General features: G+C 39.6%; 10 protein-coding genes. 4 read left to right on the forward strand and 6 right to left on the reverse strand.

The features are described from left to right. Nucleotides 1-250: 250 nt before the first annotated feature. The 4 genes from GNF10_RS27570 to GNF10_RS27585 all read left to right on the forward strand — a co-directional run bounded on the left by GNF10_RS27570 (nucleotide 251) and on the right by GNF10_RS27585 (nucleotide 8137). Nucleotides 251-409, forward strand: a complete 159-nt coding sequence (locus GNF10_RS27570; protein WP_221644675.1) for a hypothetical protein — start codon at nucleotides 251-253, stop codon at nucleotides 407-409. Nucleotides 410-545: 136 nt separating this feature from the next. Then, on the forward strand, nucleotides 546-941 hold the full coding sequence (locus GNF10_RS27575) for a hypothetical protein (RefSeq protein ID WP_185581489.1): 396 nt from the start codon (nucleotides 546-548) through the stop codon (nucleotides 939-941). Nucleotides 942-1139: 198 nt separating this feature from the next. Beyond that, nucleotides 1140-2003: a glycosyltransferase family 2 protein gene (locus GNF10_RS27580; protein ID WP_185592001.1), complete on the forward strand. Its 864-nt coding sequence runs from the start codon at nucleotides 1140-1142 to the stop codon at nucleotides 2001-2003. Nucleotides 2004-2494: 491 nt separating this feature from the next. Further along, on the forward strand, nucleotides 2495-8137 hold the full coding sequence (locus GNF10_RS27585) for a PAS domain S-box protein (protein WP_185580716.1): 5643 nt from the start codon (nucleotides 2495-2497) through the stop codon (nucleotides 8135-8137). A 401-nt stretch (nucleotides 8138-8538) separates the two neighbouring features. On the opposite strand, the gene GNF10_RS27590 is transcribed toward GNF10_RS27585, so the two are convergent. From GNF10_RS27590 to GNF10_RS27615, 6 genes are all read right to left on the reverse strand, one after another. After that, the gene (locus GNF10_RS27590) at nucleotides 8539-9846 is read right to left on the reverse strand and encodes a CO2 hydration protein (RefSeq protein ID WP_185582188.1); all 1308 of its coding nucleotides are present in this window, start codon (nucleotides 9844-9846) and stop codon (nucleotides 8539-8541) included. A 133-nt stretch (nucleotides 9847-9979) separates the two neighbouring features. Then, nucleotides 9980-10567 (reverse strand): CDP-alcohol phosphatidyltransferase family protein, encoded by a 588-nt coding sequence (locus GNF10_RS27595; protein WP_185582187.1) that lies wholly within the window; start codon nucleotides 10565-10567, stop codon nucleotides 9980-9982. A 38-nt stretch (nucleotides 10568-10605) separates the two neighbouring features. After that, entirely contained in the window at nucleotides 10606-12105 is a 1500-nt protein-coding gene (locus tag GNF10_RS27600) for an NADH-quinone oxidoreductase subunit M (RefSeq protein WP_185582186.1), read from the reverse strand. Between the two features lie 86 nt (nucleotides 12106-12191). Continuing rightward, nucleotides 12192-12917: a carbonic anhydrase gene (locus GNF10_RS27605; protein ID WP_185582185.1), complete on the reverse strand. Its 726-nt coding sequence runs from the start codon at nucleotides 12915-12917 to the stop codon at nucleotides 12192-12194. Between the two features lie 61 nt (nucleotides 12918-12978). After that, entirely contained in the window at nucleotides 12979-14856 is a 1878-nt protein-coding gene (locus tag GNF10_RS27610; RefSeq protein WP_185582184.1) for an NAD(P)H-quinone oxidoreductase subunit F, read from the reverse strand. Nucleotides 14857-15198: 342 nt separating this feature from the next. Beyond that, entirely contained in the window at nucleotides 15199-15384 is a 186-nt protein-coding gene (locus GNF10_RS27615; RefSeq protein ID WP_185592856.1) for a hypothetical protein, read from the reverse strand. Between the last annotated feature and the right edge of the window lie 703 nt (nucleotides 15385-16087).

Consider the following 16087-nt stretch of genomic DNA (forward strand, 5'->3'; position numbering starts at 1 on the left):
TTAAGGGAGAAGTCGGATTTTCTTGGCTCTGTTCAATATAACAGAATGTAACAATACTATCTTTGGCAACTTGGTATAATCCATATTATCCAAACTTGATATTACCTATGCGGGAACCGTTATAAGTAATGCTTAAGCCGTAGTTAATACAACTTAAACAGTACTTATTAATGCTCAAGCTGTAGTTACAGACGCTCATTATATGATAAGTAAACTTGAAGCTATAGTTAACACAACTTCTTCTGTAATTATGAATGCTCAAGCTGTAGTTAACACAGCTTCTTCTGTAGTTATAAATGCTCAAGCTATAGTTAACACAGCTTCTTTTGTGGTTATAAATGCTCAAGCTATAGTTAACACAGCTTCTTCTGTAGTTATAAATGCTCAAGCTGTAATTAAGATTAGATGAACACTTTAGAGAAATTAAGAGAATTTACCAGTATTTATCTCATAAAAAGTATAATTATTTTTGTGGATTTTGCTGAACCAGAATGTATTTTCAGTAGGACATAGTAACTGTATAAATGTTACGAGTAACTAAATTTATGTCTTTGAGAAAACGTACATCCCGCGTTCTAGAAAATGCTGAGTTAAGATTTGCTGGACTCAAAGCAATTGATGCCAATCTGGATCTTGGAAATACTTGTAATTTAAAAATCCTGACAGAAGTAATTGAGGAATTACGCAGCAAGTTAGAAGCTCATAATACTGCTCTCAGCACGATTGACTCTTCCAAAGTAGAAATTGAAGAATTAGAACAAACCTTGGGTACTTTCTCCGAAAAAATGCTCATGGGAATCGGCTTTAAATACGGCAAAGATAGCCGTGAATATGAGATGGCTGGTGGAGTTCGCAAAAGTGAACGTATCCGTAAAAGCAGAGCGACTCGCTTAAAAACTATTGCACAAAAAGCATCTATGCAAGGCACTCAACCCTTGTAGATGTGTAAGTAAGTCGGTGAGAAAAATTCAATGTATATGAAGAAATATAAATTAGCTGTAGGGTGTGTTATGCCGTAGGCTAACGCACCTGGGATTGTTGACGGTGCGTTGCGCTCTGCGACAATACACCCTACATTAAAACTTAACATAGCTGGAAATATTAGCACCGACTTACTTACACACAAAAGGCCCTTACTAATGATTAGTATAATTACGCCAGTTTATAACGGTGAAAAATTTATAGATTCTTGCCTTCAAGTTGTCATTGACCAAAATTGTTTGGAAGTGGAGCATATCATTGTTGATGGAGGTTCAAGTGACAAGACAGTAGACATTATTAAAGATAAAGCCAATCAATATCCCCACATACGTTGGATTAGTGAAAAGGACAAAGGGCAGTCTGACGCTATGAACAAAGGAATTGCGATGGCACAAGGAGAGATTATTGGTGTTTTAAATGTTGATGATTTTTATGAAGTAAATCTTCTTAACCGCATCTGTGAGATTTTTCAAACCTTACCAGAACCTAGCTTTATTGTTGGTAACTGTAATATCATTAATCAGAAAGAGCAGCTAATATTTATTAATAAACCTAGCCAATTACGAACAATAGATTTACTCTTAGGAAGACGACTTAATGATGATAAAATGATCGATGCTTCTTTTCCAGTGAATCCATCTGCTTACTTTTATCATAAATCATTACATCAAAAAATTGGACTCTATAAAGTAGAAGATCATTATTCAATGGATATAGATTTCCTTTTGAAAGCTGTTTGTTCATCTCATGTTAAGTATTTCAATGAAACTTGGGGTAACTTTAGATATTATCCAGGAACTAAAACATTTGATGATTCTGCAACTGGAAGCAGTTTAGTGCGAATTGAAAAATTATTTAATGATTATATTAAAACCCTATCTTTGATGGAACAATGGCAGATTTGGTTAGCTAGGAATATAAATTTTACCTTCTTAAAAATCTTTTATTTTTCCAAGCATCCAGAACGATTGCCTGAATCTATTAAGCAGCGATTAGCCAAACAGGACTTACGCAAAAAATAGCCCAAAGCTTGATTTTTTTCTTAGAGGTTGTTTGAAAAGTATTTTGCTGGGACTTTAGACACTTTGAGATCCCCGCTAACCTATGCCAGTCGTTCCACTTCTACCTTTGGGAGAAGGCCTCGCTGGCTCCCCTTAAAAAGAGGAGGGTTTAGTCGTGCGGTTTTGTTTGGTATCACCTACAACACGCTCATTCAATGTATTTTAGAATCCTGATGCAGAATTGAGGTTAAGTCATAGTATAATCGCTTCCAAATGGTTTTTGTATAAAAGTTACTTTCTGTATTACAGCGTAATTGTTGTTTTTACAGAGTTTTATCCCCAGTTACAGAGAGCTTTGCCTTAACTTGACACACCTATACTCTACGGTGAAGTATGGTGGTAAGCAACGATCATGATATTTACAATCTTATAATAAGGTTTTGCTTTCTGATTTCATGTTCAGTTTGATTCAACAATTTATTCCTGATTGAAAATTAGCTTTAGTTACTGATATGGATGCTCAAAAAATCAGAATTTTATTAGTTGATGATAAGCTAGAAAATTTGCATTTTTTATCAGACATCCTTCACAACCAATCTTATCAGGTACAAAGTGCCCTTTCTGGAGAATTGGCAATCAATACTGCGCTGGCTTTTCATCCTGATCTGATTTTACTAAACTTTCTCATTTCCAAAATGAATGGTTATGAGGTTTATCAACATTTAAAATCTCATCAGAAAACTCAAGAGATTCCGATAATTTTTTTTGGTGTTTTAGATGAATTATCGGCAGAAGTAAATATTTGTGATCTAGGGAATGTTGAATATATTAGTCAACCATTTCAAGCTAAAGAAGTTTTATTACGCATACAAAATCAACTAACTCTCCAAAGGCTGAAAAAACAGTTAAAAGAACAAAATACCCAACTGCAAGAGGAGATTAAAGAACGTCAACGGGTTGCTGTTGAGTTAAATCTTCGGAACCAACAGATAGAAGAAATTTTCACAGAAATTCCTGTTAGCCTTAGCAAAGCCTTTTGTAGAGAAGTTTACCAAAACGAACGCCTTTTAGTCGAAGCTGCTCTCAAGAAAAGTGAAAGTCAATATCGCCACCTAGTGGAGACATCCCAGGATATGATCTGGTCGGTAGATATTGATGGACTAATTACTTTTGTTAATCCGGCAGTCAAGCAGATTTATGGCTATGAACCCCAGGAGATGATCGGGCGTACCTTGACTGATTTTATCTCGCCTCAGCAAGTTGCTAAAGATAAAGTAGCCTTTGAGCGTGTTTTCCGGGGAAAGCCGATATTTCAACATGAAACTACCTGTGTAGCTAAAGATGGTACTTTACTTTATTTAATGTTTAATGCGATCGCATTACGCAACGAAGAGGGTTTAGTCATAGGTATGACAGGCGCTGCTAGTAATATTACACAGCGCAGAGGTATAGAAAAATTACTCCAAGAAAGCGCGATTAAGCTCCGCAATCATAACCTAGTCCTAACCCAACTGGCACAAAATCAAATCCTTTATCAAGGTGACTTGAAATTAGCTTTGGGTAAAATTACAGAAACTGCTGTCAAAAATATTGGAATGGAACGAGCCAGTGTTTGGTTGTATGACGAAACAGGCTTGAAAATCGAGTGTTTTGACCTATTTGAGGGCAGTCGTAATCAACATAGCGAAGGATTTTCTTTATCAGAGGCAGACTATCCAGCTTATTTTGCAGCTTTGCAACAAGATCAACCAATCGCCGCAGATGATGCCCATACTGATCCCAGAATTAGAGAATTTTCTCCATCTTACTCAAGATTAAATATTACCTCTATACTCGATACACCCATTAGGCAGGAAGGAAAAACCGTAGGAGTTTTATGTTTGGAGGCAGTGGGAGTTGCTCATCATTGGACGCTAGAAGACCAAAATTTCGCTCGTTCTCTGGGCAATTTAGTATCCTTGGTGCTGGAAGCAAAAGAACGTCAACGCGCTGAAGCCGCACGGAGGGCTTCTGAAGAAAAGTTAGCATCAGCTTTTCGGTCATCTCCTGATCCCATTGCCTTAATTACTGTTTCTAACAAAAGCTTTGTCGAAGTTAACGATAGTTTTTGCCGGTTTTTTGGTTATTCTCGTTCTCAGGTTATCGATCGCACCGATCAAGAATTGAATATTTGGGCGAATCCAGAAGAATATAGTTTTCTCACTCGGATGCTGCAAAAAACGAAAGCTATCCGTAATTATGAGGTTGATGTCTGCACGTCCACAGGGGAAATCAGGACAACCTTGTTGAGTGCGGAAATGATCGAGATTGATGGGAAATGGTACGTACTGGGCACAGCGAAAGATATTACTGAACGCAAGCAGGCAGAAAATGAAAGCCGTTTGTTACTGTTGACAACCCAAGCCATCACTCGCGCCAATGATGTCAATAGCTCTTTAGCATTGGTCTTGCGCTTAATTTGTCATACTATTGGCTGGGATTTTGGTGAAGCATGGATACCTAATGAAGATAGTGCCGCTTTAGAACACAGCCTGGGCTGGTATGGTGAACAAAGCAATTTAGAAGAATTTTGCAGTCACAGTCAAATTGTGAAATTTCCTCTGGGAGTGGGACTACCAGGAAGAGTTTGGCAAAGTCAGGAACCAGAATGGATAGAAGATGTTTCGGAAGTTACAGAGCCGATTTTTTTGCGATCGCAACAAGCAGCAAAGGTAGGATTAAAAGCTGGTTTTGGTGTTCCCATACTGGCTGGAAACGAAGTATTAGCTGTTTTAGTGTTTTTTAAACGTAGTTCAGTATTGGTAGATAGACGTTTGCTTTTGCTAGTAAATGCTGTTGCTGCTCAGTTAGGTGGGTTGATTGAGCGCAAAACCCTAGAACAAGAATTAGCACTCAGAGAAGCTCGTCTCAATGCCTTTTTTACGGGGGCTCCCGTTGGTATGAATATTGTAGATAACCAACTGCGGTTTGTGCAAATCAACCAAGTGCTAGCGGAAATTAATGGAATATCCCAGGAAGCTCATATTGGTAAGACCATCCATGAAGCCTTACCCAAAATGGCCAGTGTCGTAGAACCATTTTATCAACAGGTTCTGTTGACAGGTGAACCCATCCTCAATCAAGAATTAAGCGCCGCATCAATTAAACAACCAGATATTATCCGCCACTTCTTAGTTTCTTATTTTCCGATTCCTGGTGAGGATGATCGCCTCTCTGGTGTGGGCGCGGTTTTAGTAGAAATTAGCGAACTGCAAGCAGCACTACGCGAACGCAAATATGTCGAACAAGAACTACGTTTAGCTAACGAGCGCCTTCAATATCTGCTTACTTCTAGCCCTGTGGTGATTTATAGTAGCAAAAAAACATTAGGCAATTTTAGCACTACCTTTATTAGTAAGAACGTTAAGGCAATGGTTGGTTACGAAGCGCAGGAATTTGTCGAAAATCCTAATTTCTGGCTGCATCATGTCCACCCAGAAGATATTGAACTGATTTCAGAAAAATTTTCCCAGCTGGTTGAGCAAGAATACACTTCCTACCAATATCGGTGGTTACACGCTGACGGAACTTATCACTGGTTTTACGAAAAGATGAGGTTAATTCGTGACGAAGCTGGAAACTCTATAGAATGTGTCGGTTATTGGACAGACATCAACGATGCTAAACTGGCAGAATTAGCTTTACAAGCAGGTCGGCAACGATATCAACTGCTAGCAGAAACCTCACCAGCTTGTATATTCCACACTGATGTGGATGGTAATGTCTTATATTTTAATCAACGCTGGAGTGAGATTAGTGGATGCAGTTTAGAAGAGTCTCTGGGAACAGGTTGGACAAAAGCTGTACATCCAGACGATCGCGATCAGTTATTGTTGACATGGAATCAAGCAAGAATTGCTAAAACAATGTATAAGTACGAACATCGCTTTTTGCGTGATGATAGTACAGTTGTCTGGGTAATTTGTCAGGCTTTGCCAGAATTTCGAGATGATGGAGAAATAAAAGGTTATATCGGTACGATTACAGATATTACCGAGAGAAAATTGGCAGAAGAAGCGCTGCGTGAGAGTGCAGAACGGGAAAGAGCGATCGCCCAAGTGATTCAAAGGATGCGCCAAACATTGGATTTAGAGACTATATTTGCGGCTACAACCCAAGAATTACGGCAAGTACTCAATTGCGATCGGGTTGTTGTCTATCGTTTCAATCCCCAATGGAGTGGCGAATTTGTCTCTGAGTCTGTCGGTAATGGTTGGATTTCTCTGATAGAAGAACATAACAACGATCCTAATCTTACAGAAGGTGTCTTACAAGAAGGACGTTGCCTAGCAAAAATTTTGGATAGCGAGGATAATCAAGCGGAAGATGCTGATATGCAAGCAATTCAAGATGGCATTTACACACAAGGCGCAACTTTTCGCTGCGTCCCAGACATTTACAATGCTGAGTTTCATCCCGCTTACATCAGCCTTTTAGAACGCTTTCAGGCAAAAGCTTACATCATTGTCCCCATTTTATATGGTAGTCAAATTTGGGGGCTACTAGCGAGTTATCAAAATTCTGATTCTCGCCAATGGAAACCAGGAGAAATCAACATCGTAGTTCAAATTGGCAATCAGTTGGGTGTGGCTTTACAGCAGGCACAATTACTAGCGCAGACTCAAAGGCAGTCACAAGCATTGCAAGAAGCTGTGATCACAGCTGATGCTGCCAACCGCGCCAAAAGCGAATTCCTCGCCAACATGAGCCACGAACTGCGTACCCCACTCAACGCCATCTTGGGTTTTACCCAAATCATGAGCCACGATCATGCTTTATCTACTGAACATCAGCAAAATCTAGCAATCATCAATCGTGCTGGCGAACATCTTCTCAACTTAATCAATGACATTCTGGAAATGTCTAAAATTGAAGCCGGCAGAATAACATTAAATCTCAACAGTTTTGACTTAATTCGCCTCTTAGAAAACCTGGAAGAGATGTTGCGTTTCCGCGCCACTTCCAAAGGCTTAGAACTAAGTTTTGAATATACATCTTACCTTCCGCAGTATATCCAAGCTGATGAAAGTAAACTGCGTCAAGTATTGCTTAATCTCTTGGGAAATGCAATCAAATTTACTGATACAGGAAGAGTCATGTTACGCGTGGCGATGGAGGATATGGGGGATAAAATTTTACCTCAACCTCCTCATCTCTTCTTCGAGGTTACAGATACTGGTCGCGGTATTGCGCCACAGGAAATTAACTTGCTGTTTGAAGCATTTGGGCAAACTGAAACCGGTAGAAAATCGCAACAGGGAACTGGACTAGGTTTAGCAATTAGCCGCAAATATGTGGAACTAATGGGAGGAAACATTAGCGTCACCAGCATTATTGGTGAGGGAAGTACATTTGCCTTTGATATTCAAATTGATCTAGCCGCAGCCAGCGAAATCCAGATTCAACAAATTAGACGGCAAGTTCTGAGTTTAGCACCTGCTCAAAACGAATACCGCATCTTGGTGGTTGATGACTCCACAGACAGCCGTTTAGTGCTAGTAAAAATTCTTACATCTATCGGTTTTGCAGTCCAGGAAGCGGCAAATGGCACAGAAGCGATCGCACTTTGGCAACAATGGCAACCACACCTAATTTTTATGGATATGCGGATGCCAATTATGGACGGCTACGAAGCCACCAAAATTATTAAAGCTAGAGAAGAAACTTCAATCCCAAATCGCAAGACGATTATTATCGCCTTAACCGCCAACGCCTTTGAAGAACAGCGAGAGGCAACAATTAAAGCTGGTTGTGATGATTATATTAATAAGCCTTTCCGTGAGGAAGAATTATTAGAAAAATTGAGCGAATATTTAGAAGTTCAATATATTTATCAAGAAGATAACTATCAGATAAAGAATGCAAACCAACAATTAACAGAATCAATCTTGAAGCTTACAGATTTAGTTCCTCTGTTATCTGAAATGCCGCCTGAATGGGTAAAACAGGTGTACACTGCCGCAGCCCAATGTAGTGATGACTTAATTTTAGAATTGATTGAACAAATTCCTTCAGAAAATGCTATATTGAGCAATTTTATCCAGAATTTAGCTCATAATTTCCAGTTTGAGAAAATTATGGAATTGACGAGTATTATAGGAGTATTATCTGGTTAATAAGTAAGTGGGCGTAAATAATTGTAGTTGAGATAAGGCAATAGGCAATAGATACAAGGGTTTTAGCCTAGTTCATTCTTTACATAGTTTTATTTTATTGTGCCAAATTACCTAAACAAGTATTAACTGAGTAAGTAGGTAGGTAGACATAATTAAATCTAAAATAAACTCTTAGTTTGTAGTGAGCGATTTATCGCTCAGAGCAAGGATTATCAGGACTAAAGTCCTTACTACAAACTTTAAATTTATTTATGCCTAGATACTTAGTAATAAGATCCACCCTAACTTTCCTACAAATCTCTCTACAAAATCAAAATGTAGTAGAGCCTCCTAAATCCTCCTTAAAAAGGAGGACTTTGAGAGGTTTTTGCACCCAAATATATCGATGTTGGGGGGATCTCTTATCGATAATCTTGCTTTTGAATACTCCCTAAACGAGCAGCATCACGAATATTATAGTCGGGTCGAGTAAAGCGATTTAGCTGCATTTCAAAAAACTCTCGATTGGCTTGTAAATGTTTGGGATTTTGGTCATCTAAAGGATATAAAAGTGCAGTTCGCAAGGCTTGAATTACCGCAGAAGTAACACAGTACATTGACCGTTGAAAACTAACTCCCAATTGAATCAACATATCTTCTTCACCCCGGCAATGTTGGCTGTAGTAATCAACAAGATACGGGGGCAAAAAATGCAACATATCTTGCATTAATAATGTCGGGGGAATGCCAGCAGTTCCGACTGGAAATACATCAGCGTAAAGAATACCAAAGTGAAAGTCTTTCTGGTCTTCTGGTACTTGACGCGCTTGAGCATTATAAGATTTTGTCCCTCGGAAGGGTGCGGTGCGGTAGAAAACTGCTTCTACATAAGGTAATGCGGCTTCGTATAGCCACATGAAACCCTTTGATTTGGGGATAATTTCGTAGCGTTCACCACGAATATAAACGTGATGGTAAATGGGACGACCTGCGATCGCAAATATACCATTAACTAAGAAGCTCATAGCCTCTGGGACGGTGCTAATCTTGCCTTCGTCATAGAGGTCGGACATCTCAAAGAACACTGGGGCCATGACTTCCCAGAATAAGCCCAGATTTGCGTAGTATGACATCTGGCGGCACTGTTCCAAAAACATATCGGGGAACAGCTTGTAAAGCCCCAACATTACAGGGTTTCCTTGGAAATAAGCTTTAATTGCTCGGTCAGCGTTGGCTTTGTATTCGTCTGAATCGAGGTAAGGGTCAAATTGTCCACCCATCCCTCTATGCCATAACATCGCCCGCATACAAGCTTCAGCAAACTCCATGTTAATGCGATCGTGGAACAAGTGATGCAATAACTTCGGCATTTTGAAAGTTTCACCCTTCTCCATAAATGCCAAAAGTTCTGGATGTGCAGTAGCTTCGCCGCGCCAAATTCGTAAATCGGCATCATCACCAGCATAATGATTATGCAGTTCTAAATACTCTTTGGGTAAAAAGTATTTAAAGAAAGGAACCGGGTTTAAAAACTCGTTTTCAGCAATATAAAGTAGGTCACGCCAGTAAAAATCCATCGGCACAGCATAAGCTTTATATAAACCGATGATTTGCATCAAATTTTCTGGAGTATCGGGTAACATTGCACCGCCTGCTTCTAAGCGATGAATTACATCAGCAAATTCGTGCGTTGAAGGAGGTAATTTAATTGCTGTTTTAATTGCTGTCATATTATTTAGTAATTGGTGTTAAGTGGGTCGGCGAAATTAAAGCTAACTGGCTAAGGCTGTCATTTGTCCTTTGTCATTGGTCATTAGTAAAGGTTTTAAGTCTATTTACGTTTCGTAAGATACTTAGTTTTTTTCACGCCAACTTACTTAGTGATTCTTGGCGAATATTCAGGGCATGAAAAATGCTTAAAACATCATGTGTCCAAACTGGCAATATTAGCGTCATAGCAATTTCTTCAAGGCTATGAATTGTACCAGCAATACAAGTTAGCCATAAGGTAACTCCGGCGTAATCAAAGCCAAACAGGGCAATAATGGCAATAAAAAGAGTGATTCCCCAAAATTTTGCAGAGTAGGTGTGATAGCTAGCGGGTTTACCATATTTCACTAAATTCACCACCCACCACAGCAATTGAGCAAAAACAATCATTAGCAAAGGTACGCTATAAGTAACGAGAATATCTTGATGAACTATCCACGCACTCACAAAGATACAGCTAAAAAGGCAGACATCAGCCCAACTATCAGCTTGGCGCAATTTGGCAGTACTGACACCTAGTTTTCGCGCAATAATGCCATCAAAAATATCTGAGAGAAAGGCTGCAACAAAACCGACTATGAACCAAATACTGGTTTTGCCATCCCAGGCATCTAATAGGAGGAATGGAGATATCAAAAAGCGAAATAGAACAAGACCACTGGGAATTAATGTCAGATTCATCTTTCCATCCTCACTTTATCAATACGTAAATCTCTTATTTATTGCTTCAGCGCAACTTCAGAGATTACGGTTTTTTCTAAAGCGGGAATTGCAGCTACCATTGTTGTAGTTGTAGATTCACTCCAACGCACTAACCAAGTGGGTTGTACTCCCAAAAAGATGATAAAAGCTGCCAAAATTAAAGCTGGTATTTTCTCAGACCAAAGAACTTTGGGATAGTAGGCAAAGTTATCGAGTCTGCCAAAACAGGTGCGGTTGAGGAGGATGAGAAAATAAACTGCGGTTAATCCACTAGCCACTATACACAAAATGGTTGGAATAGGAAAGGCAGAGAAACTACCTTGAAAGACAATAAATTCCGCGATAAATCCTGTTAAACCGGGAATACCTGCGCTAGCCATCCCACTTAAAACTAGTAAGGCGCTAATTAGGGGTAAACCGCGTATGGGACTCATTAAACCATTGAGTTTATCTAATTCGCGAGTGCCAACTTTGGCTTCCACGACTCCCACCAAGTGAAAGAGAATTGCCAAGATGATACCGTGGCTAAACATTTGGGCGACTGCACCAACGAGTGCTAAGGGAGTACTAGCAGCACCAGCTAGCAAAATATAGCCCATGTGACCGACGGAACTGTATGCTACCATGCGCTTGATATCTGTTTGAGCGATCGCAATTACTGCCCCATAGATAGCGCTGACTGCTCCCCAAATTGCTAAAGTCGGTGCAATAATGCTCCAAGCATGGGGAAACATACCCAACCCAAATCGCAACAATCCATAAGTTCCCAGCTTTGCTAATACGCCACCGAGAAGAATGGCAATTGGTGCTGAAGCCTCAACATAAGCATCGGGTAGCCAAGTATGAAAGGGGACTAAGGGAATCTTAATCCCAAAACCTAAGACTATTCCTGCTAGTAAAAGGATTTGTTTTGCTGTTGACAGATTTTCTGTAGAGACTGAATCAAAAGCAAAATTGGTAGAACCACTCAGCCATACCATACCCAAGAATGTTGCCAGAATTAATGCTCCTGAAACCGCAGTATAAATCAGGAATTTCATCCCAGCATAACCCCGTTTTGCCCCTCCCCAAATGGAAATTAATAAGTAGAAAGGGATTAATTCTAGTTCGTAGAATAAGAAGAATAGCAGCAAATTCTCCGCGAGAAAAGCACCTGCAACCCCGCCACTCACTAATAAAATCATGGAGTAGAACAGTCGGGGGCGTTCAGTTTCTTTATTGCTGCTATAAATCGAAATCCAGGTGAGCAGGCTATTTAGCACCAACATTAATATAGAAAGCCCATCAACACCTATTTGATAGTTCAATCCCAGGGTTTCATTCCAGGGCAAATACTCTTTAAATTGCATTCCTGGATTGCTAATATCAAATTTTAGCAGGATAAATATGTTCCAAGCAAGAACTATACCTGATAAAATTAATGCTGTTAAACGAATACGATGATTAGGGAAACTTACAGGTAATATTGCTATTAGAGCGGCGGCTAAAATAGGGAGCAAAATTAAAACACTTAACATTATATTTTTCCTTTTTTATTTCTCCTTTTTTATTTGTCCTTTGTACATTAGTAATGACCAATGACTCATGACAAAGGACAAAAGAGCTAACTTACTAAACTGATTCTGCCAGTATCTAAATCGTAATATCCACCAACTATTTTCAGCTTTTCTGCTTTGATTAATTCAGATAAAACTGACGATGACTTCAATTTTTCAACTTGTGCCAAAACATTTGCTTTACAAGCGTTTTCTAACTTATCTCCTGATGCTGCTTTGGAGCTTTCTACACTTGGTTTAATTGCTTCAAGCAAACTTCCAATTTGCCCTGGTACTTGAGCGCCTTTGATTGCAGCATCTACAGCACCACATCTTTCATGTCCCACTACCATGATGACTTTAGTGCCTAATACTAAGCTGCCAAATTCTAAACTACCAATTTCTTCTGTTGTAGCAATATTCCCAGCTACACGGCAGACGAATAAATCTCCAAGTCCTTGGTCAAAAACAATCTCTGAAGGTACTCGTGAATCTGCACAGCCTAGAATAGAAGCAAAGGGCTTTTGACCTTTGGCAACTTCGACTAAACGTGATCGAGTTTGGTGAGGATTGCGCCGTTTTGCTTTGACAAATCTATCATTCCCATCTAGTAATTCTTGCAATGCCTTATCGGGAGTAATATCATCTTCTGCTGGCGCTACTGGGGCTTTTTTTTCGGCTGCAAGTAAGTTTGAGCTAAGTCCAACTGTCAGTACACCTGTACCGATCGCACCTGCACCAAACTTCAATAAACCTCTTCTGGAAAGATTGATTTGAATATTTCGTATACTCATAGAATTCTCCTGCAAATTTTATACTAAACTGTCTGCTTGTTTGTAATCAAAGGGTGTTTAACTACCCAACTGTCGAAATTGGAAAAATCAAATTTAAAAACTGCACTCCCCAAAATGGCCAAGCTACCCACATTCCTAAAACGCTCACTCCTAGTAAGACAGTTAAGGCGTAAAATTGGGTTTGTCCAGAGGTGCTGTATTTTAAACTTTCGCCACCTAATAGCGAAAATAAACCAACCAAATTAACGATACCATCGACAACAAAGCGGTCAATCATATCGGCAAGTTGGGAAATTTTGGCAACGCCAAAAATAATGGTTATCCGATAGAGTTTAGGGGTATAGAAGTCGTATGCAAATAAGTCTTGTAGAGCTTTCCAAGGGAGACGAATTGGTTTAGGAATATTGCCTAAATAAACCACACCAGTAATGCTGCAACCGGAAATACTTGACCAAATTAAAAGTAGTACGACATCTTTATTTAAAGCTGCCCAATCGGGTAAAAGTGATAAGCTTTGTAATACTAAAGGAAGATGTAGACTAAAGGCAAGTAAAATTACCATTGGCAAAATCATTGGCCAGTGTGCTTCAGGCGATCGCTGACTCATTTGGCTAGCTTTACCACCAAAAATTAAACCGAATTCTCTGGTTAAACTCACGGCTGTTAAAGCGTTTACTGTTATCACTACTCCCACTAACAAAGGTTGCGTTTCCCACAACCCATCTGCTAGTTTCACTAACGCCCAAAAACTACCCAATGGTGGAAAACCAATTAATCCCAAAGTGCCGACAATAAAAGCTATTGCTGAAATTGGCCGACGTGTCCACAATCCGCCTAATTGGGTGACATCTTGGGTGATGCTATTCCAAATAATTCCGCCGGTACTCATCACCAATAGGGCTGCGGATATAGCATGGGTAAGTACTAACAACAGCGCTGCTTCATCTTGTTGCGTTCCCACAGCAATGAATACTAAACCCATGTATGCGCTGACAGAATAGGATTGGCAGCGTTTAAGATCAATTTGAGCGATCGCAATTAAAGAAGCACCAATCGCCGTCACTACCCCAATGGCCACCATAGCGGAGGAAACTATGGGCGACAGGCTTAACACAGGTTGCAGTTTAATCAGCACCCATGCACCACTAGCAACTACTACGGAATTCCGTAAAATTGTACTGGGAACTGGGCCTTCCATTGCTTCATCCAGCCACAAATGTAGTGGGAACTGGGCACATTTACCCATTGGCCCGGCAATTAAGGCTAAACCTACCAGTGCCATTGTTGTCGGGTTAACGTTAGCAGTCGCCGCCCACTTAGCTAGTTCTGGATAACTCCAAGTTCCAGCTAGGGGCCATAATGCCAACACGCCCATCAGCAAGAATAAGTCTCCTACCCGCTTGGTTAAGAAAGCATCTCTGGCACCTGAGACTACCAACGGCTGGCTAAACCATAAGCCAACTAGTAGATAGGTTCCCAGTGTGAGGACTTCCAAAATTACATAGCTGAAGAACAAGTTATTACACAGAACCAGGGCACATAGTCCAGCTTCAAATAATCCTAATAAAGAATAGAAGCGTCCCCAACCCCAATCCATCTCCATGTAACCGATGGCATAAATCTGCGCCAGCAAATTCAAACCAGTAATCACAACTAAAGCGCCGACACTCACTGAGGATATTTCTAAAGCAATAGTGAGGTCTAAACCAGCTGTAGATAACCAAGGAATAAATACTTCTTGGGCTGGATGATTCCAAGTTGCTTGTAAGGCGATCGCACTATGTACAAACGCCAAAAATGTCATCACCAAGTTTATATAACCCGCTGGTCTTGGCCCCGTTTTCCGAATAATTCCCGGCGACCAAGGTACGGCTAACAAGCCACCTATTAAGGCATAGCAAGGAACTAGCCAAACAGTCTCAAGTAGAAACTGAGCCATCAACTTACCTCTAGATTTGCATCAAAAGTTTGGGGTTTTGAATCAACTTACGTTGATCCCTATTAACCCAGCGATGTCTACTACGGGCTACGCCTACGCAGGTAAGACAATTTTATCTTTATTTAATCTTGTTAAAATAGCTTACCGTTATATCCGTCAAAATGGAATTACTTTATATAAACAAATGTAAGATAAATACTCTAAGGAAATCTTATATAATCAACCATCTAAATAATGAATAATAGCTATTGCTTTTTATCTATGAACATGAGTTTTTACTTATTGACGTAAATGACAAAAGACGCAATTAGTTGCGTCTCTAATAAGTCAACTAAATTTAATTCATATTATTGTAATTTTGTCAATCTGCCAAAAAACAGAAATAATTGCAGGCGCTTGGTCAATTTGGCTGATGGGGGCGGGTTTCATGTCTCGGTAGTCCAGCAGTTGGACTAAGATCAGGTAAGCGATCGCTAAAATCACCGAAATAGCACCTGTAAGAATAGCAATTAATTTTGAACGTTCCATCAGTATTTCCTATATTTAAAGTTATTGTGCTGTGTCTATATCTTAATAAGTTTTAGTTAAGGCTTGATCGTCCTAACCCTCCTTAAAAAAAGCAGACGCTGAGAGTGTTAGTCTACGAGGTCAGAGGTTACTCCAATTCAAGCAAGTGAGTGGTCTGGGCTGCATAAAATATCACGAACCCAAGCGTATCAGCCTATATCTACATTAATACTTCACATACACACCACATAGTTACCGATATACTCATACTTGTTCAAAGCAATAGTTTAGTACGTTGCACCTACCTATTTACAGCAGTTTTCTTTTGTATAAAGTACAAAGAGTTACGGGTTTTGAGGTAGGATCGTGCAGCGTTACGGCAGCAGACAGATCGCTTTTAGCGTCTCCCGTTGGGAGAAGGCAAGAGGTAGAAACTCTATTTGATGCGTGAGTTCTGCATTTGTACCTAAATTTTTTGCAAAATACTGTATCTTTACATAGTTCAATTGTTTCATACCCACCTACTTATTGCAATCATATATGAAGATAGAGTTTTGCTTGCACTGCAAACATTTGCAAACTCTAAAAGGTATGAAAAAACATAGCAAACTTAAGCATAAAGTTAAGTACCAATAGACTCATAATCTTTCTTTATTACAGTTTTTAGTAATTATGAGTAATAAAAAAAAGACATAATTTCTGTTATCTTATTAGGATATTAACT

The organism is Nostoc sp. UCD121 (assembly GCF_014222285.1).
Classification (GTDB): domain Bacteria; phylum Cyanobacteriota; class Cyanobacteriia; order Cyanobacteriales; family Nostocaceae; genus Nostoc.